Origin of the sequence: Azorhizobium oxalatiphilum (assembly GCF_014635325.1) — a bacterium.
Lineage (GTDB): Bacteria > Pseudomonadota > Alphaproteobacteria > Rhizobiales > Xanthobacteraceae > Azorhizobium > Azorhizobium oxalatiphilum.
In genome coordinates this window covers 1,493,996-1,519,921 of the sequence record NZ_BMCT01000001.1, presented here as the reverse complement: position 1 = coordinate 1,519,921, position 25,926 = coordinate 1,493,996, and the positions used below count along the sequence as shown (strand labels likewise).

The following is a 25,926-nucleotide window of genomic DNA, read 5'->3' as shown; positions in this document are numbered from 1 at the left end:
TTTGCTCATGATGCTCATGGCCCGCCCCTGAGCGCCCCATGGGATCTCGTCCGCACGCCGGTCGATGCCCCTGCCGGGGTTTTCCGCTGCCACGTCCCGCCGAATACATACAGGCCATCCGCATGTTCTTCCGCACAGCGCGCCTTTGCGCGCAGACCTCCCTTATTGCCCTGATCACCGCCTCAACAACGGGCTCCGCTCTGGCGCAGAGCGCCGAGACCGGCAACACCATCGCCCTCGACACGGTGGACGTGACCACACAGCCGCTCGGAGCCGGGCTCAATCTTCTCGTGCCCTCGCCCACCGCCAGCCGCCTCGACCTCACCCCGCTGGAAACGCCGGCCAGCGTGCAGATCATTCCCGGCGATCTCGCCCGCGAGCGCGGCCAATATTCGGTCATCGACGCGGTGACACAGGATGCCGCCGGCTTCAGCACCAATGCCGCACCGGGCAATGGCGGCACCTCGCTCTCCACGCGCGGTTTCTCCGGCCACGGCTCGGTGATGCAGCTCTATGACGGCACCCGGCTCTATGTGGGCGCCGGCACCGTCACCTTCCCGTTCGATACCTGGTCGGCGGAACGCATCGAGGTGCTGCGCGGTCCCGCCTCCGTCCTCTATGGCGACGGCGCCATCGGCGGTGTGGTGAACGTCGTTCCGCGCAAGCCGGACCCGTTCAAGAGCCATGGCGAGGCGTTCCTCGCCCTCGACAGCCTGATGACCGGCCGCTTCGGCATCGATGCCACCGGGCCGATCAACGACCGCGTCTCCTACCGGCTCGACATCGCCGGCAAGACCTCGGAAGGCTGGGTGGACCGGGGCGACAACAGCAACCTCGCCGTCTCGGCGGCCGTGCGCGTGCAGGCCACCGACAATCTCGTGCTCTCGCTGAGCAACGACTATGGCCTGCAGAATCCGCAGCAGTATTTCGGAACACCGCTGATCAACGGCCAGATCAGCCGCCTCAACAAGACGCAGAACTACAATGTGCTCAATGCGGTCGATCGCTATGAGGACAACTGGACCCAGTTCAAGGCGGAATGGACGCCCACGGATCAGCTGACCGTGCGCTCAACCTTCTATTATCTCACCAGCAACCGCCACTGGCGGAACGCCGAAGCCTATGCCTTCCAGCCCGCGACGGGGCTGGTTGCGCGCTCCGACTATCTGGAGATCCTGCACGACCAGACACAGGCCGGAAACCGCACGGACGCGACCTATGAATCGCAGATCTTCGGCATGGCGAACCAGCTCGTGGTGGGCTTCGACGTCAACAGGATCAATTTCACCCATACCAACAACTCGCCCTATGGCGGCACCTCGACGGTGCCGTTGGTCGGCTTCGATCCCGGCTATTTCCTGAGCCCCGTGGCGACGGTGCCGAAGTATCATTCCGACACCACGCAATATTCGATCTTCGCGGAAGACCGGCTGGTGCTCAACGAGCAATGGTCCATCGTCGGCGGGCTGCGCTCGGAGAACCCCACCATCACCCGCACCAATCTGGTGACGGGGGTGCAGGAGTTCGAAAAGTCCTACTCCGCCCTCACCGGCCGCATCGGCGTGGTCTTCACCCCCATCACCGACCTCGCCTTCTACGCCTCCTATACGTCCGGCATCGATCCGGTGTCCGGCCTCATCACGCTCGCGAGCGCCAATACCAAGTTCGACCTCACCACTGCCGAGCAGTATGAAGCCGGCGTGAAGCAATCGTTCTGGGGCGGGCGCGGCGAGTGGACACTCGCCGTCTATGACATCACCAAATACGACCTGCTGGCGCGGTCCTCGGCCTCTTCCACCGTCACCGAGCAGATCGGCCAGCAGTCCTCCAGGGGCATCGAAGGCACCTTCTCCCTCGCCTTCCATGAGAACTGGCGACTAACGGCCAATGGCGCGGTGCTGGATGCCAAGTACGACAACTTCATCACCACCGGCGGCATCAACGCCACCGGCAACACCCCCGTGGGCGTGCCGGAGCAGGTGGCGAATGTCTGGCTGACCTGGATGTTCGCGCCCAGCTGGAAGACCTGGGCCGGCCTGCAATATGTGGGCGCCACCTGGGCCAATGAGGCCAATACCTACCGGCGGCCGGAATATTATGTGGTGAACGCCGGCATCGAATGGTCGCCGACCAAGGCCTCAACGGTCGCGCTGAAGGTCTTCAACCTGTTCGACGAGACCTATGCGGTCACGGGCTCATCCACCAACACCCAATGGGTGCTGGGCCAGCCGCTGACAGCTGAACTGTCTGCCAGCGTGCGCTTCTGATGGTTGCGGCGACCACCCCGGCGACGCGCCGGCCCGCGAAGGCGGGGTGGCGTCCGCGCCTCTGGAAACAGACGAAGCACTGGCTCTATTGGGTGCACCGCTGGCTGGGCATCGCCTCCTGCCTGCTGTTCGCCATGTGGTTCGCCTCCGGGCTGGTGATGATGTACGTGGCCTACCCCGGCCAGAGCGATGCGGCGCGCAGGGCCATCCTGCCGCCCATCGCCTGGGATCAGGTGGCGATCACGCCCGCCGACGCCATAACGCGCACCGGGGGCAAGGTGCGCGACGTGGCGTTGCAGATGCGAGGCCGGACGCCCGTCTATCGCCTCACAGATGAGGCCGGGCAGGTGATCATCCTGTCAGCAGAGGACGGCCGGCGGCTGGACGGGATGACGGCCGACGATGCCACGCAGTTGGCCCGCGAGAACCTCAAATCGCCCTCCGCCGCCCTGATCGACACGCGCGATCGCGACCAGTGGACGGTGGCGCAGGGCTACAATGCCCATCGCCCGTTGCACCTCATCGCGCTGAACGACGGAGCAGGCGGGGAAGCCTATGTCTCTGCCCGCACGGGCGAAATCGTGCTCCAGACCACGGCGCACGAACGCTTCTGGAACTGGCTCGGCGCCGTGCCGCACTGGATCTATTTCACCCCGCTGCGCACCAACGGCCTGCTGTGGGCGAACGTGGTGCTCTGGATTTCCGGTTTCTGCATCGCGGTGGCCGTGACCGGCATCTGGATCGGCATCCTGCGCGTCCGCCTCGGCAAATCCCGCTACAAAGGCGGGCGCGTCTCGCCCTATCGCGGCTGGATGCTCTGGCACCACATATCCGGCCTGATCGGCGGCATCGCGGTGCTGACCTTCATCTTCTCCGGCTGGATGTCGCTCAATCCCGGCAACGCCTTCACCCGGAGCCCCCTGCCCGCGACCGCGCAAACCGCCTATCGCGGCGACGGCGGCGGGCCGTTTCCCGGCGATATCGCCCGCTGGGGCCGACAGCATGCGCAGGCCGTGGAAGCCCATCTCATCTGGTTTTCAGGCCGCCCCCTGGTGCTGCTCGCCGATGCCCGCTCGCAGCTTGCGCTTCTGGATGCGGATGGCGCCCCCGTCGCGCTGTCGGATGCGGACATCGCGAAGGCCGCAGGCCCTCTGCTCCCCGGCACGCCGATCGCGCGCGTCACCCGCCTCACCGCTTATGACGCCTATTGGTACAGCCACCACCGCGAACGCCCCCTGCCCGTGGTGCGCGTGGAGTTCGCAGATGATGCACGCACATGGATCCATATTGATCCCGCGACCAGCCGCATCGTCGGAGCCAGCACATCCAGCGGGCGGGTGTACCGCTGGCTCTACAACGGCCTGCACAGCCTCGATCTCAACATCCTGCTGCAGAACCGCCCGGCCTGGGATCTGGTGATGTGGACGCTCAGCCTGTTCGGCCTCGTCATCTCCGTCAGCAGCGTGGTGATCGGCTGGCGACGTCTGGTACGCTGAGGCCGGGCGGAACGCCGTCTCACTCCGGCAGAACCGCGCCGACCTGATCCACCAGCCGCCGGCAAAGCTCCGGGCGGCGGTGGGCGACGAAGTTGAACGTCTTCTCCTTGCCCTTGCGACGGGCATCGACGTCGCAGTCCGCACCGGCACCTTGTCGGCGAAGCGTCTGCGCTTGCGCCACGCTCGCCCATGGCGGAATGACTGAAATTTCGCCATACCCAAGGCCGCATATGTTTTGCGCAGCTCAACCGCCCGAATTATAAAACCGCAGCCTAAACTATTTGCCGGACAAATAGGCTCGAGACATGCACCTGCGGCGGAAACCATGAATCTGCGCCAGTTGGAGATCTTTCGTGCCGTGATGCGCTGCCAGACCACCATGGGGGCCGCGGCCACGCTCAGCATGTCGCAGCCCGCCGTGAGCAACGCCCTGAAGCAGATGGAGAGCCAGATCGGCTTTCCGCTGTTCGAGCGCATCAACAACCGCCTCTTCCCCACCGATGCGGCGCGCATGATCTATGAGGATTCGGAGCCCCTCTTCGCCATCCACGCCGCCCTGGAAATGCGGGTTCGCGACCTGCGCGACGACAAGGTGAGCCGCCTGCGCATCCTCGCCACGCCCCCGCTCGGCCATGGCGTGGTGGCGCAGACCATGGTCCACTTTGCCGCATCCCATCCCCATGTGCGCGTGGGCTTCGATGTGCGCCCGCTGAAGGATGTGATCGAGGGCGTGGAGAGCGGCGCCGCCGATATCGGCTTCGGGCTCGCGCTCGGGGATGCACCCACGCTCAAGGTGCAATCCCTGCATGCGGGCGCCATGGTCTGCGTCTGCCGGCCGGACCATCGGCTGGCGCGCGAGCACATCGTCACGCCGCAGATGCTGCGCAACCAGAGCTTCGTCGGCCTCGATGGCGAGACCCGCATGGGGCAGACGGTGCGCGAAGCCTTCGCGGCCGAGGGCGTGCCTTATGTGGCCGGCGTGGAGGTGCGCTATTGCGGCACAGCCTGCGTGCTGGCGGCGGCGGGGCTGGGCGCGGCGGTGGTGGATCCCTTCTCCCCCGCCGCCTCGGGGCAGACCGGGCTGGTGGTGATCCCCTTCGCCCCGCGCACGCCCTGCCCGGCCTCGGTCTTCTGGCCCGGCCTGCGGCGGCAGCCCGTGGCCGCCAGTCGCTTTCTGGAGGCCTTGCACGGCACGCTGGCCCGCACCGTGCCGACGCTGGTGGGGCAGGCTGCGGCCTGATGCCCAAGGTCAGCCGCCTTTGGCCGTCGCGCCCTTACGCGGACGGCCGGACGCGCATCATTGAGATGCCTCCAATCGGGTTGTCGCGGGCTGTCCCCTCGCAACTCGATCTGCCATAAGGCGGGACATGGTTTCGTTGCCGGCCCGGGCTCCTCCCGTCGTGGCCCGGCGCAAGGCAAGTGGATGGCGCAATGGCACAAGCCGGCGGATATGATCAGAACGCAGCAGGCGGCTCGGCGCACTGGGGCAACCCGGATGACATCATCCCGCGCGACATCCGTTTCGGCATCATGGAGAACGCCCAGCACCGCTGGCTGGACGACGACATGGTCAAGACCCTGCTCATCGATGGTCTCTCCATCTTCCTGCCGGAGGGCGAGCGCTTCTTCATCCGCTCGCTGAAGCATTACGGTCCCAAGCTCGCCGACAAGCAGCTCGCCGCCGAGATCAGCGGCTATGCGGTGCAGGAGGCCTTCCACACCCGCGAGCACGAGGAATACAACCGGGCGATGGAGAAGCTCGGCTATGATGTGGAGGCGATGGAAAAGCCCATCCGCATGGGATTCGAGCTGGTGAAGGATCCGCTGCATCGGCTGGCCATCACCTGCGCCATCGAGCACATGACGGCCACCCTCTCCACGCTCACGCTGCGCCATCCCGACCTTCTGGACAATGCCGCCCCCGCCTATCGGCGCCTGTGGATGTGGCATGCGCTGGAAGAGCTGGAGCACAAGGCGGTGGCCCTCGACGTCCTGAAGGCCGCGACCCCGAACATGTCGGGCTGGCAGCGCTACATGGTCCGGGTGGTGGGCATGAACGCGACGCTCATTCCCTTCCTCCTCCTGTTCCTGCGCAACGTGCCCATCTATGCGAAGGCGGAGGGGGTGAAGACCGGCTTCGGCTTCTGGATGCGCTTCATCAAGACCACCATGATCTCGCCCGGCTACTGGCGGCGCTGCATACCCAATGTGCTGCGCTATTACCTGCCCGGCTTCGACCCCCGGAATGCCGACGATCAGGAGCTGATGCGCAGGGGCCGCGAGTGGTTGTCCAAGGACATGCCCCCCGGCAGCCCGCCCGCCCCAGCTCAACCGGCCGGTTGAGCGCGCCATGGCCAGCCGCCTGTTCTCGGGAATGCTCGACGCCATCGACCGGGGCGCCTTCCCGCGCACCCGCAAGTGGGCATGGCGGGGCGTCTACAACATGCTGTCCCGCTTCTGGCGCGATGATGACTGGCGCTTCATGAACTACGGCTTCCTGCCGCCCGGGGCCCCCTTTGCCCTGCGTGCGGAGGATGAGCCGGAACGCGCGTTCATCGGCCTGTATCAGCAGGCGGTGGACGGCCTGCCGGTGGCCGGCGCGCGGGTGCTGGAAGTGGGCTCGGGTCGCGGCGGCGGATCGCGCTACATCGCCCGCTACCACGCTCCGGCGCAAATGGTGGGGCTCGATTATTCGCCGGATACGGTGCGTCGTGCACGGCAACTCAATGCGGACACGCCCGCTCTATCCTTCGAGACCGGCGATGCCGAGCATCTGCCCTTCCCCGATGGGTCCTTCGACATCGTGGTGAACATCGAGTCCTCCCACTGCTATGCCGATGTGGCCGCCTTCGCGGCGGAAGTCTCGCGCGTGCTCGCACCCGGCGGCTGGTTCACCTTCGCCGACATGCGCCGCAGGGGCCAGTTGCCCGAGCTCAACAGCCAGCTGTCCACTCCGGGCCTCACGCTGGAAAGCGCATGCGAGCTGTCTCCCGGCGTCGTCGCCGCGCTTGACGCCTCCGAACGGCGCAAGCGCGAGCGCATCGGCCGTGCCCTGTTCATGAAGAGCTTCATAACCGAGTTCGCCGGCGCCAAGGGCTCCATCATCTACAAGGCGCTGGTGCGCGGCGATGCGGCCTATGTGGCCTGCCGCTACCGCAAGACCGGCACCGCCGAGCAAAGCTGAGGCGCGGGGCCGCCGCTCAGGCCCGGCCCCAGCCCCCGAGACCGACCACCACCAGCTCGAACGTGACGCAGACGGGATTTTCGCCCCGGCGCACGCGGCCGTTGCGCACTGTGCCGTCCACATCCACGGCCGCGATATCGAGATGCGCCACGCCATCACTGATGACACCGCGCTCAATGGCGATCTCCGTGACCCGGCACGCCAGCCCTTCGCCATCCTCGAAACGCGGGCTGATGAGACTGCCGATGCCATAGACCAGCGCGCTGGCGATGCCGTGGCGCCGGCAGGCCGCCTCGATGGCGCCGCACAGATCCTCATGCGGGCGCAGACGCAGCAGCAGCGAGCCGCCCGCCATGCTGTCGCCGCGCGGCGTATAGAGCGTGAAGTTGGTTTCCTCGTCCGGCAGGCTCTCGAAACAGGCCGTCCTTGTGCCGAAACCGGTGATGGCGATGGGCTCGGAGACGATGCTGTCGGAGGTCAGCATATGCCCTGCGGCCAGTGCAGCGCCCCCGATGTCCCATGTGCCATGGCAATGCAGGAAGGGCGCGCCGTCGCGCCAGCCGACGATGGCGGTCGCGGCGGCAATGGCAGCGCCATCCGCCGGCGCCCTGGCGGTGCTGTACCAGACGGCGTGCACGTCATCGGAGGCGTAGGCCGGGCCGACGAACTGGAAGGGCTGGCAGCGTCCGCCCTGCAACTGGACCACGCCGCCCCGGCAGCCGGCCTCGCGGAACAGCCGGTGCACCTCGGAGGTGACATCGTGGCCCACCCGTAATGAGCCGACGATTGGTACGATGCCCGTCTCGACCGCTTCCACGCGCGCATCGGCCGGACGGCCGGGATGCCGGATGCCGGACAGGACATCCTGCGCAGGCGCCATGGGGGGCGCGAGGGAGATATCGGCGGCGGCGATCTGGAGCGCAGGGGGCATGCATCGTCCTCGGCAGGTTTCCGGCGAAAGGACGCGAGACGCCATCCGGCATCACGGCGGGCCGCTTCAGCGCGCGACCTCTTGCCATCCTCCCGTTGCCCAGAATGCTAACGCGGACCCCATTTCGATTTTGTGCTATTTATAGCTGGAGACGCATCTTTTTTAGATCATTCGATCTAACTTTTGACCATAAACGGGATCAATTTATGCAGGATCGGGAACTCGACGCCTTCGACCTGAAGATTCTCGATGAGCTGTCGAAGGATGGTCGCGTCAGCTGGCGCGACCTCGCCGACCGGATCGGCCTGTCCTTCTCGCCCACCTTGCGGCGCGTGCGGCGGCTGGAGGAGGAAGGCACCATCCGGGGCTACACCGCCTCCATCGACGAGAAGCGCGTGCTGGGTTCCGTGCAGGTGTTCATCTCGGTCACGCTGGAGCGGCAGGTGAAGGAAATCCTCACCCGCTTCGAAGCGAAGGTGGAGGGCATGCCGGAGGTGATCGGCGGCTTTCTCATCAGCGGCAGCTCGGACTATCTGCTGCACGCAGTGGTGCGTGATCTGGCGCACTATCAGGCCATGCTGGACCAGCTCACCACCATCGACGGGGTGGCGCGCATCCAGTCCAACTTCGCTGTGAAGAGCTTTATCCGTCGCTCAGCGCCGCTCATCCGGGAGACCGGCAGCTGACGCGGCTTCCGGTTCAGGCAGGTTTCGGCGCCGGCTGGGCGAACCGCTTGAAGGCGAAGAGATCGAGGTCAAAGCGGGTATCGCCGGAGCTGGAGAGATCGGCCAGAATCTCGCCCACCACGCTGCAGAATTTGTAACCGTGGCCTGAGCAGGGTGAAGCAACCACCACCTGCGGCAGGCCGGGCAGCGTGTCGATCACGAAATGCTCGTCCGGCGTGTTGGTGAAGAAGCAGGCGCGCAGCGCCATGGTCGGGCCATCGGCGGCGGGGAAATAGCGGCTGACGCAAGGCCGCAGCGCTTCCTCGTCCCGCGCCTCGCTATCGCGCGAGAGCTCATCCGCGCTGCCCGTCTCACCGAAATGGTGCCAGCGGCCGATCTTGAAGCCGGGCACGTGCCAGACCGGGAAGCCGTAGAACTTCCCCTCCTCCACCTCCATGTTGAAGACAGGGAAGGTCTCGGGCGTGAACAGGCCCGGCTCGCGCGGCTGGAACCAGCCCAGAACCTGCCGCTCCGGCACCGAGACGCCCTTCAGGTCCGGCACGAAATCCGACATCCAGGCCCCGGCCGAAATCACCAGCCGGCCGGCCTCATAGGTGCCGCGCGCGGTGCGCACGCGCACGCCGCCCGACGCTGTCGGCTCCCAGCCGAGCACGGGCTCGCGGGCGTGGATCTCGGCACCCTCCGCCTGCGCCATGGTCACATGGGCCACGATCGCCCGCTCCGCCGAGACGAAGCCGCCGTCAGGCTGCAGCACCGCCTCGTGCGTGTCGGGCAGATTGTAGCCCGGCGCGATCCGGCGCAGTTCAGCGCCAGTGACGTGGCGGTGGGGCAGATCGTGCAGGCGGCAGGCGGCGAGCGAACCTTCCACCATGGCACTACCCGAAGGCCCGGCATCCACGGAGCCGGTGGTGAACAGCAGCTGTTCGCCGAAGCGCGTCTCCAGCTCGCGCCAGTTCTCATAGGCCCGGCGCAGCAGCGGCACGTAGGAGGGATCCTCGAAATAGGCCAGCCGGATGATGCGGTTGAAACCGTGCGAGGAGCCCATGGCGTGGGGAATGTCGAAGCGCTCGAGCCCGAGCACCCTGAGGCCGCGCCTTGCCAGATGGAAGCAGGCCGACGCCCCCATGCCGCCGACGCCGATGACGATGACGTCGTAAGTGTTCGGGTGATCCGTCATGGCGCGCGCGTCCGGTTCCGCTGTTCAGGTCCGGACGATGAAGTCCATGGCCGGAAGCGGAGCGCAAGCACGCAGCGGTCCTCTGTCGCGCTTCTCCCAGCCTGCCGTCGCGCTTCTTCCTGTTTCGCGTCCAGCGGCCCGGGTCATGCCCGTTCAGCGGGCAGCAGGCGAAAGAACGAAAGGCGCACCTGCGCTGCTGCGCGCAGCGGTTGAGCGACGGCGGAGAGCCGGCAGCGCGAGCGCGGGGCGCATATAGACAAAGAAAAACCCCGGCGGTTGCCCGCCGGGGTTCTCCTAACCAATGATCTTGAAAAGATCAGAAGTTGCGCTGAGCGCGGAAGCCGCCCGACCACACGTCGGTCGAACCGCCGAGCACGGCGGTCGCGCCGCCGGTGGCAGCAGTCGCGCCCGTGGCGTAGTTGCCGAGGATCGCGTCGCCGTCGACCTTCGAGTAGAGCACTTCGACGCCGAGGTCGAGGTTCTTGACCGGCGACCAGATGCTGTTCACGCCGACCTGCCAGATGTTGACGTCGGTGGCGCCCACGGTGTTGGTCGGCACGGAGACGTCGGTGTAACCACCGAAGATCGCCGAGCGGAAGCCGGGGGTCCAGAAGTGACGGAACTGACCCTGGATCGACCAAGCCGACACGGTGTCATAGGACAGCGTGGTCTGGTTCCACACAGCGTCGGCCAGGGTGTAGAACGCACCGCTGGAGAAGCCGATGGTGGTGGCCGGATCGATGGAGCCGAGAGCAACGCCACGGCCCTGCGAGGTGCCGGACAGACCGACGTAGCTCAGAGCGCCGTCAGCATAGTTGGCCTGGATGTACAGGCTGTCGCCGGGGGCGATGACGGGGAGCTTGATCTCCACCGCACCACCGATGGCCCAGCCCCAGGTGTCGGAAGAGTTCTGGCCGAGGAACGAGGTGCCCGTGCCAGCATAGGTCGGGGTCAGAGCGCCAACCTGGTGAGCGGCAGCCGAGAGCTGAGCCGAACCCCAAGCCTGGTCGATGCGGAGGTTACCGACGATGTCGGGGAATTCCTGACCGGACTGGTAGTTGGTGTAGCTCAGACCAGCGGTCGGGCTGTAAGCGCCGACAGCCGAAGCCTGCACGCCGGTGATGCGGTTGGCGGCGTCTTCGAGGGCGATGGTCGCCGAGAAGCCGTTGCCGAACTGCGCGGTGTAGGCCAGGGCGGTGGTCCACTGGTTCGAGCCGGCGTACAGGGTGCTGTACGAGTAGCTGATGCCCGTGTCGAAGAACGACTGGGTGTAACCGAAGGTGAAGCCAGCGAACTGGATGAAGGCGCGCTCGAAGTAGAAGCCGATGTTCGAGCCACCGCCGGCCGAGGTCTGGGAATCCCAGTTCATGCCGAAGCGGATGTAGGAGCGCAGGGTGCCGTAGTCGGTCTGCGTACGAGCATCCATGCCCATGACGGCGCGAGCGCGGGTCAGGTACGAGGAGTCATCGTCGTCAGCCATCGGGTAGGCAGCGCCACCGGCGCCGGGGCCGTTGAAGCCCGTGCCAGCAACCGACGAGATGTTCGGGTTGAAGGTGCCGACCGCGTTCAGATAGGTGTCGAAGCGGGCGTAGCCGTCGATCTTCAGGCAGGTGTCGGTGCCCGGGATGTAGTAGAAGCCGGCGCCGTAAGCGGAGCAGACCTTCACGTACTCAACAGCCTTCGCCTTCACGGGAAGGTCGGCGGCCTGGGCGCCGGCGACGGCGGCGAGACCCGCGACGCTACCGAGCAGAAGGCTCTTCACCATGTTCATTGTGACCTCCAAAAATCTTGTTCCGAGGGAGCGAGGCCACATTGCTGCGATCCTTGCCCCGATTCCCCCACCGCATCTGTTTCCGGGCACACACCCATGAACACACGCAGGAAGGGGCGACCGGGGACTGCCCCCCTTCGTCGCGAGATCACCTTACAAAAGCCGCCCCCCGGATCAATGTGGACATGCTCCAAATCGGGCCACACGGTGGCCTTTTCCGGTAAGTGTTGCAGGAAGAGCACGCTTCCGTGAGCCTCCCTGGAATACCGCAAAAGAAGGCAGAAACCCTTCATTCACCTTGATTTCAGCATAGATAGCGAGCGTTTTAAACGCCCGCTTCAGCTCATGCTTGCCGGGATGCCGTCGTGATGTCGCGCGGCAGAAGGCGAACAAACTGTGGCGCCCCTTGCCACATCTCGAATCATGGCCGGAATGCCACGCCGGGTGTTTCACGGCTCGGGATTCGCGGGCCTGGCGGTCGTCCCGGGTATGCCTGTCCCGTCCGATCCCGTTCCCGCCCACCGGTCGCCAGCCTATGCTTGCGCGCAAGGACGTCCTTGCCGGTGGGGGCGAGGCGTCCATGCAGACAGAGCCCGGAGCGGGCCTCACCGAAAGCCATTCCATGTCGCTGACCGTACCGCGCAGCCCATTCACCTGGTGCCCCGATTGCGAGGGCAAGGGCGTGCTGACATCGCCGGACGGTGTCCACACCACCTGCGGCACGTGCGGCGGCCAGGGTCGCCTGCGGGTGAAGCAGCCCCCGAAGGAGATGCCCGCCCCTGCCAGCGACGACACCATCGCAGGTGGCGCGGCCGGTTCCACGAGCGACGCGCCGGCGGACGATCCCGAGAACAAGGTCGCCGCGCCGACTGTGCCCCGCCCCGCTGCCGCCCCCCGCTCGAAGGCACGGCAGGACACCCCGTCCAGCGCCCAAACGGATGATGCTTACTTCCTGGGATTTGCCCGCCATGCCGCCAGCCGCAGCCCGCAGGAGGGGGGCGCGGCGCTGGTGAATATGGGCGGTGTCCTGCGGCTGGCCTGTGCCGGCGGCATCTCCCCGGCCAAAGAGAGCGGCCGCCGGAAGTCCGAAGCGGCCATCCCGATCCCGGCCCACGCCGCCGACCACCTGATTGCCATCGCCGCCCGCCAGGGGCTCGCCACGGCCGGGGCCACGCTCTATCTGACCCACCTGCCCGGCATCGCCACCTGCCGGTTGATCGTGAGCGCCGGCATCGGGCGCGTGGTGGTGGCGCCGGATGCTCCCACCCCGGCACCGTTCGCCGAACGGGATGCCGTGCGCCAGATGTTCGCGGATGCGGAGGTGGAACTCGTGGGCCTGAGGCCGGCGGGATCAGGCCGATCCCGCCGCCAACCCGGATAGAGAAGGTCTGCGGCCGGGCCCGACCTCAGCGCCAGCCCAGAGCCGGGGCCACATGCTTGAGGATCGCCTCGATGACATGGGCGTTGTAATCCACGCCCAACTGGTTGGGCACGGTGAGCAGGAGGGTGTCGGCCTCGGCGATGGCCTCATCCTCGGCCAGTTGCTTCACCAGCGCGTCGGGTTCCGCCGCATAGCTGCGGCCGAAGATCGCCCTTGTCTTCTCGTCGATGAAGCCCACCTTGTCCTCATCGCCGCCGCTCTGGCCGAAATAGGCGCGGTCTCGATCGTCCACGAGGGCGAAGATGCTGCGGCTCACGGAAACGCGCGGCGCGCGCGCATGGCCGGCTTCCTTCCACGCTTCACGATAGACACGGATCTGCTCCGCCTGCTGCACGTGGAACGGCTGCCCGTTCTCATCGTCCTTGAGGGTGGAGCTTTGCAGGTTCATGCCGCGTTCCGCCGCCCAGCGCGCGGTGGCGTTGGAACCGGCGCCCCACCAGATGCGCTCGCGCAAGCCTTCGGAATGAGGCTCCAGGCGCAGCAGGCCGGGCGGGTTGGGGAACATGGGGCGGGGATTGGGCTGGGCAAAGCCCTTGCCCTGCAGCACGTCGAGGAACACGTCCGCGTGGCGCCGACCCATGTCGGCGTCGGTCTGGCCCTCGGCCGGCTGGTAGCCGAAATAGCGCCAGCCGTCGATCACCTGCTCAGGAGAGCCCCGGCTGATGCCGAGCTGGAGGCGGCCGCCGGCGATCAGATCCGCCGCGCCGGCATCCTCTGCCATATAGAGCGGGTTCTCATAGCGCATGTCGATGACCGCAGTGCCGATCTCGATCCGGCTGGTCTTTGCGCCCACCGCCGCCAGCAGCGGGAAGGGCGAGGCAAGCTGGCGGGCAAAATGGTGCACGCGGAAATAAGCGCCGTCCGCGCCAAGCTCCTCGGCGGCAACGGCAAGGTCGATGGATTGCAGCAGGGAGTCGCCGGCCGAGCGGGTGCCCGAATGCACCGAGGGCGACCAGTGTCCAAAGGACAGAAAACCGATCTTCTTCACGTCTTGTCACTTTCCCGGATCCGGGGCGGGTGACACCTTCCGGATCCGCAGACGGCAACCGGCGCCGGCCAGATGTCTGCCATGGCCGCCGGTCCCGTCACTTCGAGGCTCGGCCGGCTCTCCCACATGGCCTGCGGTGCGCCGTCCGTTCGGCGCGGACTAGAGACACTCCCTGCCCTCGCCCGCAAGGCCCCTCACGCAGTCTTGCATGCGCGGGCCCCGGCCTGCGGCAAGCTGTCCCGTGGTGCCGGTCCCAGCCTCGGCCGAAGCGGCGGCCTATGGCTTTCCAGACGGCACGGCCGGACAAGCGGAAACGGATTCATAAAGTATGCCCACATGGGGGCCATGGCGCGCCGGCTCGTGCCATCCTGAGCAAGGCATCGGCGCGCGCGCAGCGATCCGCTGCGACAAAAAACACCCCGGCGGGGCGTGATCGGCTCAGCCGAGCGTGGGCATGACGACCGTGAACAGCGAGCCGCTCGGGCGGGCGCAGGTGACGGCCCAGCGCTGCGGATCGGGCGACAGGCCGATATAAGTGGCACCGTGATCGCGGCAAACCTCGTCTGCCCGCGCATCGGACGGCATGGTTCCGGCAACGCACACCAGCCGCGCCGCCTCCATGAGAACCAGCGCGGCTCCAATGGCCAGCGGCACGCTCAGGCGCGACGCCAGACGGCGTGTCGCGGTGCGGCGGGGGTGGAATGATGCCGAGCCGAGGGCGGCGACATCCAATGTATGAGTGTGGCTCACAGGTTTCTAGCTACCTCTGTTTGTGTAGAAACGACTACTCCCCCATTACGCAGCGACGCAACCATACGGAGGTATAGAGGTAAATCACAGCCATTCACATTTCGTTCATCTCGGTTTCGCCGTCAGCCATGCATCGCGCTCGCCCCAGCTATTCCGCCTGCTCCAATGGCCCGGTTTCAGTGGCTTCCGCCGCCCTTCAGCCTAGACGCCGCGGGCAAAAACGGTCATGTCTCCGCGCGCCTGAGAAATTCCCGCTCCGTAGATGAGGGAGCAGCCGCAGGCGGCCGGGCTTACGCGTCATGCGAGGCTGCGCCGCGCGGTCATTCATCGCTGAAGGAAGCCGAGATCGTGCAAGATAGCCTTTCCAAGTTGCCGCAACTGTCGCTGGCCAAGGACAAGATCCGGATACTGCTGCTCGAGAACGTCAACGACAGCGCCGTCGAGATCATGCGCAATGCGGGCTACACCAACGTCACGCGCATGCCGAAAGCGCTTGATGGCGAAGACCTGAAGCACGCCATCAAGGGCGTGCACATCCTCGGCATCCGCTCGCGCACCCAGATCACCGCCGACATCATGGAGGCGGCCGACCGCCTCATCGCCATCGGCTGCTTCAGCGTCGGCACCAATCAGGTGGACATCGACGCGGTGCGCGCGCACGGCATCCCGGTCTTCAACGCCCCCTTCTCCAACACCCGCAGCGTGGCGGAGCTGGTGATCGGCGAGATCGTCATGCTGCTGCGCCGGGTCGTGGTGCGCTCCAACGCCGCTCATGAGGGCCGCTGGGACAAGTCGGCCACCGACAGCCACGAAGTACGCGGCAAGACTCTAGGCATCATCGGCTACGGCAATATCGGCACCCAGCTGTCGAACCTCGCCGAGGCCATGGGCATGCGGGTGCTCTATTACGATCACACCGACAAGCTGCGCCACGGCAACACCGAGTCCACCAGCAGCATGCGGGAACTGCTCGCCCAGAGCGACGTGGTCAGCCTGCATGTGCCGGAGACGGCCGCCACCCACGGCATGATCGGCGCCGCCGAGATCGCCGCCATGAAGGACGGCGCCTATTTCATCAACAACAGCCGCGGCACCGTGGTGGATCTCGATGCGCTGGCCGATGCCCTGCGCTCGGGCAAGCTGCGCGGCGCGGCGGTGGACGTGTTCCCGGTGGAGCCCGGCTCCAACAACGAGAAGTTCGTCACCCCGCTCCAGAATCTGGACAACGTCATCCTCACCCCGCACATCGGCGGTTCCACCGAGGAAGCGCAGGAGCGCATCGGTGCCGAGGTGGCGCGCAAGCTGGTGGATTATTCCGACACCGGCTCCACGGTGGGCGCGGTGAACTTCCCGCAGGTGCAGCTGCCGGCCCGTCCCATGGGCACGCGCTTCATCCAGGTTCAGCGCAACGTGCCGGGCATGCTCGGCCGCCTCAACGAGGTGCTGGCCCGCCACTCGGTCAACATCGCCGCCCAGTATTACGAGACCCACGCCGACGTGGGCTATGTGGTGCTGGACGCCGATGCCTCGGCGGCGGACGCCAATGCCGTGCTGGAAGACATCCGCGCGCTGGACGGCACGGTGCGTGCGCGCCTGCTGTACGAATACAAGATCTGATCCCGGCACGACGACGCAGCCCGGAGGCTGGCCCCGCTTGAACGCGGGTGCCGCCTCCGGGCTTTTTTTTTTTGTATCCGGATCAGCCGATGGTCGGGAAGGCAGCAAGAAACGCTCTAACCTATTGGATTGACGCAATTCCTCCCGCAGAACCGCACGCGCTGCCACGGAAATTGTTCTAAGAGGACATCAGAACAGACAAGGGAGACCGCCATGGCCGCACGCTTTACCGATACGCTTCGCGAGGCCAGCGAACCGACATGGAGCGAGGCCACCGGCCACCGCTTCGTCAGCGAGATGTGCGCCGGCACAATCTCCGATGATGTGATGGCCTCCTATCTCATTCAGGACCATCGCTTCCTCGACAGCTTCCTCACCCTGCTCGGCGCCGCCATCGCAACGTCCGACAGTTTCGAGTCCCGGCTGCGGCTCGGCCGCTTCGTCGGCATGGTCTCGGGCGAGGAGAACACCTATTTCCTGCGCGCGTTCGAGGCCCTTGGCGTAACCGAGGCGCAGCGCGAGAGCATCTCCGATACCGCGCCGACCGCAGGCTTCAAGGCCATCATGCGCGAAGCCGCCGCTACCCGTTCCTATGCGGCGGCCCTCGCCGTGCTGAACGTGGCCGAATGGCTCTATCTCGACTGGGCCATGGCGGCGCCGCAGCCCTTGCCGGAATACTTCGTCCATGCGGAATGGGTGACGCTGCACGACAATCCGTTCTTCCGCGATTTCGTCGCCTTCGTGCGTGCCGAGCTTGACCGGGTGGGACCGGCGGAGGAAGCCGTCGCCCGCGACTTCTTCCTGCGCACCGTCCAGTTGGAGCGGGCCTTCTTCGACGCCGCCTACGGAGGCTGAGATGGACATATTCGACCGCCTGAAGGCCGCCTCCCCCGCCGACTGGCAGAGCTATGTGGACCACGCCTTCGTGCGCCGGATGGGCGACGGCACGTTGCCCGAGGCCGCCTTCCGCGCGTACCTCGTGCAGGACTATCTGTTCCTGATCCAGTTCGCCCGCGCCTATGCGCTCGCCGCCTACAAGAGCCGCACGCTGGCGGACATCGGCGTGGCGCAGGAGGGCCTCGCCGCCATCCTGCATGAGACCGGGCTGCATGTGCGCCTGTGCGCCCGCTGGGGCCTGTCGCAGGCGGACATGGAAGCGGCAGCCGAGCATCAGGCCACTGTCGCCTATACGCGCTTCGTGCTGGATTGCGGCGCGGCGGGGGATCTTCTCGACCTGCATGTGGCGCTGGCGCCCTGCGTGGTCGGCTATGCGGAGATCGGCCGCGCGCTGGCGCCCGATGGCGTGGACGCGCTGAAGGATCACCCCTACCGGGAGTGGATCGGCGAATATGCCGGCGCGGGCTATCAGGGCGTCGCCGCCACCGCCCGCCGCCATCTGGACGACCTCGCCGCCCGTGCCATGACCGAGCGCCGTTTCACGGAGCTGGCGGCGCTGTTCGGCAAGGCCTCGCGGCTCGAAGCCGACTTCTGGCAGATGGGGCTTGATCTCGGCGCGGCCGCCGCGCGCTGAAGCAAAAGGGCGAAGGTGTTGCCTTCGCCCCCTGCCCTTTTTTTTTCCCTCAGCCTCAGCCCGCAGCAAGCGCGACCTGCGGCCCGGCCATCTGCAGCGCATAGGCGCGACCCAGCCCCTCGTCCGCATTCAGAGAGAAGCGGCCGGCACCCAGCAGATATTCGCACATATGCACCACCACGGCCTCGGGCGTGACGAGGGCCACCGCATAGGCCGGCTGCTCCCAGGCACCGATGACATCGCGCCCCGTAGGCCGCAGCTCCATGGCCACCTGATGGTTCTGCGAGCGCAGCACCGAGAAGGGAATGCCCAGCCAGCTGCCCGAAATGGGGCGATGCAGATGGCCGAAGAAGATGTGCCGGATACGCTGCGCATGCGGACGGATCACGTCGGCAAACGCGTCGGGCTCCTGCAGGGCGATGGCATCCATGGCGCCGATACCCACCGGGAAGGGCGGATGATGGGCGAACAGCAGGATGTCACCCTCGATGCCTTCCAGCGTGCGCGCCAGCCATGCGCGGCGCGTCTCGCAGTAGAGGCCCGCATGGGTGGTGCCGTCATGGGTATCGAGGAAGACCAGCGTGCCCATGGGCGTCTTCAGCGTGCCCTGCACGAAGCCGTCCGCATCGCGCGGCGCATCGGGGAAGCGGGCCTGGAAGCGGGCGCGATCGTCGTGATTGCCGATCATCAGCACATAGGGGAGCTTCAGCTCGGCCAACACGTCCGCCAGCGCGTCATAGGCTTCCGCATCGCCCCAATGGACGAGATCGCCGGTGAAGACGCACAGATCCGCATCCGCGTGGTTGGCATGGATGTCGGCGATGGCTGCGGAGAGGTTGGCGCGGGGATCGAGGCCATAGAGCTGGCTCGGCGCGGGCACGATGTGCGTGTCGCTGATGTGGACGAGCTTCATGGGAAGCACCTTCTGGAACCGGCTATGTGAGGGAGCAGAGGAAAACGCGTCGGCAGGCGATGGGGCGCGCCCCACCGCCTGACGTTAAGTGAACGATCAGTTGGTGGCGGGGATGAGCGCCTGAACGTCCTTCACCATGTCGGCCAGCACCTTGTCCGGCTCGCCGGCGCGGGAGCCGTCCATCACCGTCTGCAGGTGGTCCTTGATCACGTCGGTGATCTTCAGGCCGTTCTCGCCGGGGAAGGCGTACCAGCTGGCCATGTAGGGCAGTTGCGCCACGGCGGTGTACTGGTTGGGGGTGGCCTTGTAAAAGTCCTTGAGGCCCACCTCCGCCGCCTGCGTGTTGGCGGTCATGTAGCCCGTGGTCTGCACCATGATGGTGCCGCCCGTCTGGCCGGTCCAGAACTTCAGCACTTCCCACGCCGCCTTGCGCTTGGCCTCGGTCTTGGCGGTCATGACGGCCACGTTGCCGCCGGGCGGCAGGCGCGTCACGCCGGGCTGGATGCCGGGGAAATTGGAGGTCTTCAGCACGAAGCGGTCGCCGATCTGCTTCTGCGCCATGTTCACGTACGCCGTGGTGGTGAGCATGATGCCCACCTTGCCGGCGGCAAAGGCCGAGCGCTGGTCGGTGGCGGACAGGTTGGGCGCCTTGGCCTCGGTGACGAAGCGCGCCAGCGTGCGCATGGCCTTCTGGCCCGGCTCTTCCCCGAACGCCACCTTGCGCTCGTCGGCCGACATCATGGCGCCGCCATTCTCGAACACCAGCGCCTGCCAGAACCAGTTGCCGGTGATGGACCAGTCCGGCGCGAGGCCGATGTTGCCGTCACCCAGCGCGTTGACCTTCTGCGCCAGCGCGATCACTTCGTCCCAGGTGGTCGGCAGCTTGTCCGGATCGCCGCCCGCCTTCTTCACGAGGTCGAGATTGTAATAGGCGATGGGCAGGGAGATGGCGAAGGGCACGCCATAGACCTTGCCGCCCACCTTGCCGGCCTCGAACATGCTCGGCTGGAAGCCGGCGGCGGCGAAGTTCTTCTCATCCTTGATGAAACCGTCCAGCGGCACGGCGATGTTCTTTTCCGCCAGCACGCGCACGCGGTTCAGGCCCTGGAAGGTGATGTCCGGCACGGCGCCGGTGATGGCCTCGCGCAGCACGCGCTGGGCGGCATCCTCATAATCGCGATAGGGCGCGCGGAACGTGACCTTGATGCCGGGATGAGCCTTCTCGAAGGCGGCCGTGATCTCCTTGTGGGTGGTGTTGAAGTTCTCCGGATAGGGATACTGCATCACCACTTCCACCTGCTGCTGGGCCAGGGCGGAAGACGCACCGAGGGCGAGCACCGCGAGCGCGGTGCCGAGCATGAACTTCATCTGATAGTCCTCGACTAGGGGGAGAGGGAAAGGCTTGGCTACTTCATGCCGCTGAGGGTGATGCCCTCGATGAAACGGCGCTGGGCGAGCAGGAATGCCGTGATGAGCGGCAGAACAATCAGCGTGGCGGCGGCCATCAGCGGCCCGTAATTGCTGCCCGCCTCCTGATTGCGGAAGGCGACCACGCCGAGCGAAGGCGTGAAATAGGCATCGTCCACGAGCGCGATCAGCGGCCAGAAATAGTCGTTCCAGTGGGCGACCACGGAGAAGATGCCGAGCGCGGTCACGGCCGGGATGGCGGTGGGCAGCATTACCCGCCAGACGATGCCGAATTCGGAGATGCCGTCCATGCGTGCGGCATCCACCAGATCGTCCGGCACGGTCATGAAGAACTGCCGCATCAGGAAGATGCCGAACACCGAGATGGTGAAAGGCAGGATCAGCGCCGCATAGGAGTTCAGGATGCCCATGTAGTGGAACATCACGAACAGCGGCACGGCGAGCGCGTGATAGGGAATGAGGATGCAGAAGAAGACCAGCGTGAACACCGCCTCACGCCCCTTGAACCGGAGCTTGGCCAGCGCGTAGGCGGCGGGCAGCGCGATCAGCACCTGCAGGAAGAAGATGGCAGCGGTGACGATGACGCCGTTCAGCAGATAGCGCGCCAGCGGTGCCGTGCTGAGCGCGGCGGTGTAGTTCTCGACCGCGTAGAAGCGCTTCGGCCACCATGTGATGACGCTGCTCAGGATCTCGCCCGGCGGCTTCAGCGACGTGACCACCATCCAAACGAAGGGAAGCAGCGCGAAGGCGGCGATCAGCAACAACGCGACGTGGCGCAGGGCCGAGCCCAGCAGGGCGCGGCGGCGCAAGGCGATAGACCGGCTCATGCGTAATGCACCCGCTTTTCGAGGACCGTCTTCTTGATCAGCGTCACCGCCAGAATGAGCACGATGAAGACGATGGTGAGGGCCGAGGCATAGCCCGTGCGGAAGAACTCGAAGCCCTCGGTATAGATGGAATAGAGCATCACCTCAGTGGACTTGCTCGGCCCCCCCTTGGTGAGCGCATAGACCACGTCGAACACCTGAAAGGCGCGGGTGGCGGAGATGACGAGGATGAACAGCGACACCGGCCCCAGCAGCGGCCAGGTGATCAGCCGGAACCGCTCCCAGCCACCCGGCACGCCGTCCAGCGCCGCCGCCTCGTAGAGCTGGCGGGGAATGGAGACGAGGCCGGCAAGGAACAGCACCATGGCGAAGCCGAACTGCTGCCAGATGCCGATGACGGCCAGCACGGGGAGCGCCGTCGCCTTGTCCAGCAGCCAGTTGTGCGGGGCGATGCCGAAGACGCCGAGCATGGCATTCACCAGCCCGAAGGTGGGATGCAGCATGAATTCCCACACGATGGCCATGGCGATCAGCGTCGCCATCACCGGCAGGAACAGGGCGGCGCGATAGAAGCTGCGCAGGCTGGTGCCGCTCTCGATCAGCAACGCCGCCACAAGGCCGAGACCGATCGAGCCGGGCACCACCATGGCGGCATAGAGCAGCGTGTTGCCCAGCGCCTGCCAGAACACCGGATCAACCGCCAGCGCCTTGAAATTGTCGATGCCGATGAAGGCGATGGCCTGCGCGCCCAACTGATAGTCGGTGAGCGCGAGGGCGAAAATGGCGGCGAGCGGCAAGATGAGCAGCCCCGCCATCAGCAGCAGCGCCGGGGCGAGCAGTGCGTAAGCCGTGCGGGCCTGACGCCGCGCCGCCTTGCGGGCCGGCGCCCGCGCTTTCGCGGGACGGGCGTTGCCGGCGGCAGCCGCCGGAAGGGCGGTGCGATCGGTCATCGCACGATTGGTGATGGCACGATCGGTGATGGCGTGATCAGTCATGGCGTGCCTCAGGCCGCTACGGCGGCGAGACGCTTGTGGTCGCCGCCAAAGGCCATCAGGCGATCCGGCGCAACCTTGATGCCCACATGATCACCAATCTGCGCCCGCCGCCCCTGCGGCCGGCTGCGCACGATCACGGGCGCCGCCGCGCCTTCGGCCCGCACATGCACGAACAGGTCGGAGCCGAAATTCTCCGTATGCTCCACGCGGCCGGCAAGCCCGGTATCGGGTGCCGCCAGCTCCGCCGCCTCGGGCCGGAAGGCCACGCGCACCACCTCGCCCTGCGGCTTCGCATTGGCCAGTGAGAACGCGATGGGGCCGGCGCTGGCCGCCCCCTGCCCGTCGGAGCGCGCCTCCAGCACATTGATGCGCGGCGAGCCGATGAATTCCGCCACGCGGATGTCCACCGGCTCCGCATAGATCTCATCCGGCGTGCCGAACTGGAGCAGTTCGCCACCCATCATCACCGCGATGCGATCCGACATGGTCATGGCTTCCGCCTGATCATGGGTCACATAGACAAATGTGGCGCCGAGCCGGCGGTGCAGCTGGGAGATCTCCGCCCGCATCTGGGTGCGCAGCTTGGCATCGAGATTGGACAGCGGCTCATCCATGAGGAAGGCTTTTGGCTCGCGCACCATGGCGCGGGCCACCGCCACGCGCTGGCGCTGGCCGCCGGAGAGCTGGCCCGGCTTGCGATCGAGCAGATGCTCAATTTCCAACGTCCGCGCCACCGTAGCCACTTCGCCGGCAATGCCTTTGCGCGCGCGGCGAACATGCGGCATGAGCCCGCCCAGCACCGGCAGGCGGCCCGCCGTGGTGAGGCGCCGCATCACCAGCGGCACAGCGATGTTTTCAGCAACCGTCAGGTGCGGATAGAGCGCATAGGACTGGAACACCATGGCCACATCGCGCGCCTTGGGCTCCAGATCGTCCACCACGCGACCGGCGATGGAGACCTCTCCGGCATCCTGCAATTCCAGGCCCGCGAGGATGCGCAGCAGCGTCGTCTTTCCGCAGCCGGAGGGGCCGACAAGGCTGACGAACTCGCCATCGGCGATGTTCAGCGACACGCCCTTCAGCACGGAGGTTCCGCGAAAGCTCTTGATCAGATCGCGGGCTTCGATTGCGGCCATGGCCAGAGCTCCCTGTGTTCGGAGCGTCCTATAGGCCGCGATCTGTGACACCCATATGAACCTATTTCAGAAAATTAGCCGGTTGAAATTGACATTGTCTCAGTCCACATGGGGACCCGAAAAATCGAGTGGGATGCGATGTGGGACGACATGCTCCGGGAAGCGAAAGGCTTCCTGGTCGATCTGGACGGAACGCTGGTGACGGGCGATGCGCCGCTCCCCTGGGCGCACGATCTCGTGGACCATATGGGGGATGCGGGCCTCATCCTCTCCAATGATGCCCAGCACACGCCGGCCGAGCTGGCGCGCCTGCTGGCGGGCCTCGGCCTGCCCATTCCCGAGGAGCGCATCCTGCTGGCCGGCGTGCTCGCCCTCGACCATCTGGCGCGGGAGGCTCCGGGCGCGCGGGTGATGCTGCTGGCAGGCAACGGCCTTGCCGCGCATGCCCGCAGCAAGGGCCTCAGGCTGGTGCAGGAACGGCCCGACGTGGTGGTGATCGGCCGCGATCTGGACTTCTCCTATGCCCGCCTCACGGCTGCCGTCAACGCGGTACGCGATGGCGCGCGCCTTGTCGCCGCCAACCCCGACCGCACACGCCCCGGCCCCGGCGGCACCGTGCTGCCCGAGACCGGCGCACTGCTGGCCGCCGTGCTCGCGGCCACCGGGCCGGTTCCGCATCTCGTCATCGGCAAGCCGGAGCCTTTCATGTTCGCGGAAGGCCTGCGCCGCATCGGGACGAGAGCGGACGAAACGATCATGATCGGCGACAATCCCGAGACCGACGGGCGCGGCGCGGCGCGGGCGGGCCTGCGCTTTCTGGACGTGCGCCACGCGCCGGGCCACAAGGAGATGACGTCGCGATTCGTCCGCCAACAAGAAGCGAAGCAGGGACAGGAACGGGTCAGAGCATGAAGAAGCAGACCGCCACCGATGACGTGAAGCCGAGCCCTGAGCGTGAGCAACCGCTCACTGGCACGCTGGACCGGCTCCAGGCGCTGCGCCCCACCCTGTCGCGCACCGCAGCGCGCATCGCGGACTTCATCCTCGCGAATGCGGCGGACGTGGTCTACATGTCCGTGACCGAAGTCGCCGAGCATGCGCAGGCCAGCGAGGGCAGCGTGGTGGCCCTGTGCCAACAGCTGGGCGCGCGCGGTTTCCAGCAGTTCAAGATCGCGCTGACCCGCGATCTGGTGCAGCCGGTGCAGTTCATTCACGAGGATCTGGCCCGCGACGACGACACCCAGACCGTCATCGAAAAAGTCTTCCGCAGCGATATGCAGGCCCTGCAGGATTCGCTGAAGGTGTTGCAGACCAAAGAGATGAGCCGCGCCGTGGAGGCCATCGTCAAGGCGGCCCGCGTGGAAGTCTATGGCATCGGCAGCGCCGCTCCCATCGCGGAAGACCTGCACTACCGCCTGCGGCGCATCGGCATCGAGGCCAAGGCGGTGGTGGATTCTCATCTTCAGGCCATCAGCGCAGCACTGGCCAATGAGACGGTTGTCACCATCACCGTCTCGCATTCGGGCAGCACGTTCGAGACGGTGGCGGCGACGCGCCTGGCCAAGGAGGCGGGGGCCACCACCATCTGCATCACCAATTACGGCAAATCGCCTCTGATGGCCCACGCGGACATCCTGCTTCAGACCATGGCGCGCGAAACCCAGTTCCGCACCGAAGCCATGACCAGCCGCATCGCCCAGCTCGCCATCGTGGATGCGCTCATCTGCTGCCTCGCGCTGGCCACCTATGACCGCGCCATGGACACCATCTCCCGCACCTTCGACGTGCTGTCCATGAAACGTTATTGAGGAAGCGCTATTGAGGACGCGCGGCTGAGCACACTTAAGGCAAAGCGAGCGCCGCCTCGGAGCCGATGGCAAGCTTGCGGTGGATCAGGCGACCAGCGCGCTCGATATGCTCGCGCATCACCGTCTCGGCGCGCGTGCCCTGCCGCGCCAGGATGGCCTCGCCAATATCGAGATGGTCATCCTGCGAGCGGCGATAAGCGGCGCGGTCCCACCACACCACGGCGCGCTCGGCGAAGAAGGTCTTCAGCCCGCGTTCGGTGAGCACCGGCAAGGTGCGGGTGCGCAGGATGGAAGAGGCGAGATAGCCATTGCCGGCGGCGGCGCAGATCATGCCGTGAAAGGCGATATTCAATTCGCCCCAACGCTCCATCTGCTCGGCCTTCCACGCCTTGCCGGCAACAAGGCGCTCCATCTCGGCCAGAACGGCCTCGAAGCGCGTGCGCTCGGCCTCGGCCAGCCCGATTTCGGCGGCAAGGCGCGCCGCAAGGCCCTCGAGGGTCGCCCGCACGGTATAGATGTGGATCGCGTCATCCAGCGTGATACGCCGCACCACATAGCCGCAGTTTGGCTCGTAATCGAGCAGCCCCTCAGTAAACAGGACACTGAGCGCCGCACGGATGGGCGTGCGCGAAACCGACATGCCGTCCGCCAGCGCCATTTCGCTGAGCCGCGCGCCGGGCTCGTACTGTCCACCGAGGATCGCTTCCCGCAATTGCCGCGTGACGGCCTCGGCCCGCGTGACCATGAAACACTTCTCCCACCGCAACACCTGCCATCCGCAAGGCTAACGCGACTTGCTGGAAAATGCCCTGCCCTTTTTGTACACAATAACGACAGAAGCTCGGCGGCCCGCCCAAACCCTTAAGTGCAGGAGTATGAAGTCGATAAATGGGTCATAGCCTCGCAGACCACCAATGACTTCCGATTAGGCATGCACACAAGTGCATCGCCCAGCCTTGCGGCAAAGCCCGTGCGACAGG

24 protein-coding genes are annotated in these 25,926 nt (G+C 66.3%); 12 read left to right on the top strand and 12 right to left on the bottom strand.

The genetic code is table 11. From position 1 onward, the window contains the following. Positions 1–122 precede the first annotated feature (122 nt). Both IEW24_RS06755 and IEW24_RS06750 read left to right on the top strand, forming a co-directional pair. A complete protein-coding gene (locus IEW24_RS06755) occupies positions 123–2,267 on the top strand; it encodes a TonB-dependent receptor (protein WP_188576573.1) in 2,145 nt (714 codons plus the stop codon). Beyond that, positions 2,267–3,763 (top strand): PepSY domain-containing protein, encoded by a 1,497-nt coding sequence (locus IEW24_RS06750; RefSeq protein ID WP_188576571.1) that lies wholly within the window; start codon positions 2,267–2,269, stop codon positions 3,761–3,763. The genes IEW24_RS06755 and IEW24_RS06750 overlap by 1 nt, the downstream gene beginning before the upstream one ends. A gap of 19 nt (positions 3,764–3,782) precedes the next feature. On the opposite strand, the gene IEW24_RS06745 is transcribed toward IEW24_RS06750, so the two are convergent. Continuing rightward, complete coding sequence (locus IEW24_RS06745) at positions 3,783–3,944, bottom strand: hypothetical protein (protein WP_188576569.1); 162 nt, start codon at positions 3,942–3,944, stop codon at positions 3,783–3,785. 144 nt (positions 3,945–4,088) lie between these two features. Here IEW24_RS06745 and IEW24_RS06740 point away from each other — a divergent pair, with 144 nt between their 5' ends. The 3 genes from IEW24_RS06740 to IEW24_RS06730 all read left to right on the top strand — a co-directional run bounded on the left by IEW24_RS06740 (position 4,089) and on the right by IEW24_RS06730 (position 6,947). Further along, positions 4,089–5,003 (top strand): LysR family transcriptional regulator, encoded by a 915-nt coding sequence (locus IEW24_RS06740; RefSeq protein WP_188576567.1) that lies wholly within the window; start codon positions 4,089–4,091, stop codon positions 5,001–5,003. Positions 5,004–5,194: 191 nt separating this feature from the next. Beyond that, a complete protein-coding gene (locus IEW24_RS06735) occupies positions 5,195–6,106 on the top strand; it encodes a metal-dependent hydrolase (RefSeq protein WP_188576565.1) in 912 nt (303 codons plus the stop codon). Between the two features lie 7 nt (positions 6,107–6,113). Continuing rightward, on the top strand, positions 6,114–6,947 hold the full coding sequence (locus tag IEW24_RS06730) for a class I SAM-dependent methyltransferase (protein WP_188576563.1): 834 nt from the start codon (positions 6,114–6,116) through the stop codon (positions 6,945–6,947). A gap of 16 nt (positions 6,948–6,963) precedes the next feature. Here IEW24_RS06730 and IEW24_RS06725 read toward each other — a convergent pair whose 3' ends face one another. Further along, on the bottom strand, positions 6,964–7,878 hold the full coding sequence (locus IEW24_RS06725) for a PCC domain-containing protein (RefSeq protein ID WP_188576561.1): 915 nt from the start codon (positions 7,876–7,878) through the stop codon (positions 6,964–6,966). Positions 7,879–8,084: 206 nt separating this feature from the next. On the opposite strand from IEW24_RS06725, the gene IEW24_RS06720 reads away from it, so the two are divergent. Next, on the top strand, positions 8,085–8,564 hold the full coding sequence (locus IEW24_RS06720; RefSeq protein ID WP_188576559.1) for an Lrp/AsnC family transcriptional regulator: 480 nt from the start codon (positions 8,085–8,087) through the stop codon (positions 8,562–8,564). A 13-nt stretch (positions 8,565–8,577) separates the two neighbouring features. On the opposite strand, the gene solA is transcribed toward IEW24_RS06720, so the two are convergent. Both solA and IEW24_RS06710 read right to left on the bottom strand, forming a co-directional pair. Then, positions 8,578–9,741: an N-methyl-L-tryptophan oxidase gene (gene solA / locus IEW24_RS06715; RefSeq protein WP_188576557.1), complete on the bottom strand. Its 1,164-nt coding sequence runs from the start codon at positions 9,739–9,741 to the stop codon at positions 8,578–8,580. Positions 9,742–10,057: 316 nt separating this feature from the next. Continuing rightward, complete coding sequence (locus IEW24_RS06710; RefSeq protein WP_188576555.1) at positions 10,058–11,512, bottom strand: porin; 1,455 nt, start codon at positions 11,510–11,512, stop codon at positions 10,058–10,060. Between the two features lie 580 nt (positions 11,513–12,092). Between IEW24_RS06710 and IEW24_RS06705 the strand changes: the two genes are divergently transcribed. Further along, positions 12,093–12,893 carry a hypothetical protein gene (locus tag IEW24_RS06705; protein WP_188576553.1) on the top strand — a complete coding sequence of 267 codons (801 nt, stop codon included), beginning with the start codon at positions 12,093–12,095 and terminating at the stop codon, positions 12,891–12,893. 25 nt (positions 12,894–12,918) lie between these two features. On the opposite strand, the gene IEW24_RS06700 is transcribed toward IEW24_RS06705, so the two are convergent. Both IEW24_RS06700 and IEW24_RS06695 read right to left on the bottom strand, forming a co-directional pair. Beyond that, positions 12,919–13,941 carry an LLM class flavin-dependent oxidoreductase gene (locus IEW24_RS06700; RefSeq protein WP_188576551.1) on the bottom strand — a complete coding sequence of 341 codons (1,023 nt, stop codon included), beginning with the start codon at positions 13,939–13,941 and terminating at the stop codon, positions 12,919–12,921. Between the two features lie 438 nt (positions 13,942–14,379). Continuing rightward, complete coding sequence (locus IEW24_RS06695; protein WP_188576550.1) at positions 14,380–14,691, bottom strand: hypothetical protein; 312 nt, start codon at positions 14,689–14,691, stop codon at positions 14,380–14,382. A gap of 348 nt (positions 14,692–15,039) precedes the next feature. On the opposite strand from IEW24_RS06695, the gene serA reads away from it, so the two are divergent. The 3 genes from serA to IEW24_RS06680 all read left to right on the top strand — a co-directional run bounded on the left by serA (position 15,040) and on the right by IEW24_RS06680 (position 17,839). Continuing rightward, positions 15,040–16,308 carry a phosphoglycerate dehydrogenase gene (gene serA, locus IEW24_RS06690; protein WP_373870013.1) on the top strand — a complete coding sequence of 423 codons (1,269 nt, stop codon included), beginning with the start codon at positions 15,040–15,042 and terminating at the stop codon, positions 16,306–16,308. Between the two features lie 213 nt (positions 16,309–16,521). Beyond that, on the top strand, positions 16,522–17,163 hold the full coding sequence (locus IEW24_RS06685; RefSeq protein WP_188576548.1) for a TenA family protein: 642 nt from the start codon (positions 16,522–16,524) through the stop codon (positions 17,161–17,163). A 1-nt stretch (position 17,164) separates the two neighbouring features. Further along, positions 17,165–17,839: a TenA family protein gene (locus IEW24_RS06680; RefSeq protein WP_188576546.1), complete on the top strand. Its 675-nt coding sequence runs from the start codon at positions 17,165–17,167 to the stop codon at positions 17,837–17,839. 55 nt (positions 17,840–17,894) lie between these two features. Here IEW24_RS06680 and IEW24_RS06675 read toward each other — a convergent pair whose 3' ends face one another. The 5 genes from IEW24_RS06675 to IEW24_RS06655 all read right to left on the bottom strand — a co-directional run bounded on the left by IEW24_RS06675 (position 17,895) and on the right by IEW24_RS06655 (position 23,138). Beyond that, positions 17,895–18,752, bottom strand: a complete 858-nt coding sequence (locus IEW24_RS06675) for a phosphodiesterase (RefSeq protein ID WP_188576543.1) — start codon at positions 18,750–18,752, stop codon at positions 17,895–17,897. 96 nt (positions 18,753–18,848) lie between these two features. Further along, complete coding sequence (locus tag IEW24_RS06670; protein WP_244644191.1) at positions 18,849–20,120, bottom strand: ABC transporter substrate-binding protein; 1,272 nt, start codon at positions 20,118–20,120, stop codon at positions 18,849–18,851. 38 nt (positions 20,121–20,158) lie between these two features. After that, the gene (locus IEW24_RS06665) at positions 20,159–21,007 is read right to left on the bottom strand and encodes a carbohydrate ABC transporter permease (RefSeq protein ID WP_188576541.1); all 849 of its coding nucleotides are present in this window, start codon (positions 21,005–21,007) and stop codon (positions 20,159–20,161) included. Then, positions 21,004–21,957, bottom strand: a complete 954-nt coding sequence (locus IEW24_RS06660) for a carbohydrate ABC transporter permease (RefSeq protein WP_188577444.1) — start codon at positions 21,955–21,957, stop codon at positions 21,004–21,006. Before IEW24_RS06660 ends, IEW24_RS06665 begins: the two co-directional genes overlap by 4 nt. A gap of 53 nt (positions 21,958–22,010) precedes the next feature. Continuing rightward, complete coding sequence (locus IEW24_RS06655) at positions 22,011–23,138, bottom strand: ABC transporter ATP-binding protein (protein WP_188576539.1); 1,128 nt, start codon at positions 23,136–23,138, stop codon at positions 22,011–22,013. Positions 23,139–23,246: 108 nt separating this feature from the next. Between IEW24_RS06655 and IEW24_RS06650 the strand changes: the two genes are divergently transcribed. Both IEW24_RS06650 and IEW24_RS06645 read left to right on the top strand, forming a co-directional pair. Beyond that, positions 23,247–24,050, top strand: coding sequence for an HAD-IIA family hydrolase (locus tag IEW24_RS06650; RefSeq protein WP_188576537.1), 804 nt, complete (start codon positions 23,247–23,249; stop codon positions 24,048–24,050). Continuing rightward, the gene (locus IEW24_RS06645; RefSeq protein ID WP_188576535.1) at positions 24,047–24,946 is read left to right on the top strand and encodes a MurR/RpiR family transcriptional regulator; all 900 of its coding nucleotides are present in this window, start codon (positions 24,047–24,049) and stop codon (positions 24,944–24,946) included. The genes IEW24_RS06650 and IEW24_RS06645 overlap by 4 nt, the downstream gene beginning before the upstream one ends. A 34-nt stretch (positions 24,947–24,980) precedes the next feature. On the opposite strand, the gene IEW24_RS06640 is transcribed toward IEW24_RS06645, so the two are convergent. Beyond that, positions 24,981–25,691, bottom strand: a complete 711-nt coding sequence (locus IEW24_RS06640) for a GntR family transcriptional regulator (RefSeq protein WP_188576532.1) — start codon at positions 25,689–25,691, stop codon at positions 24,981–24,983. Positions 25,692–25,926 lie beyond the last annotated feature (235 nt).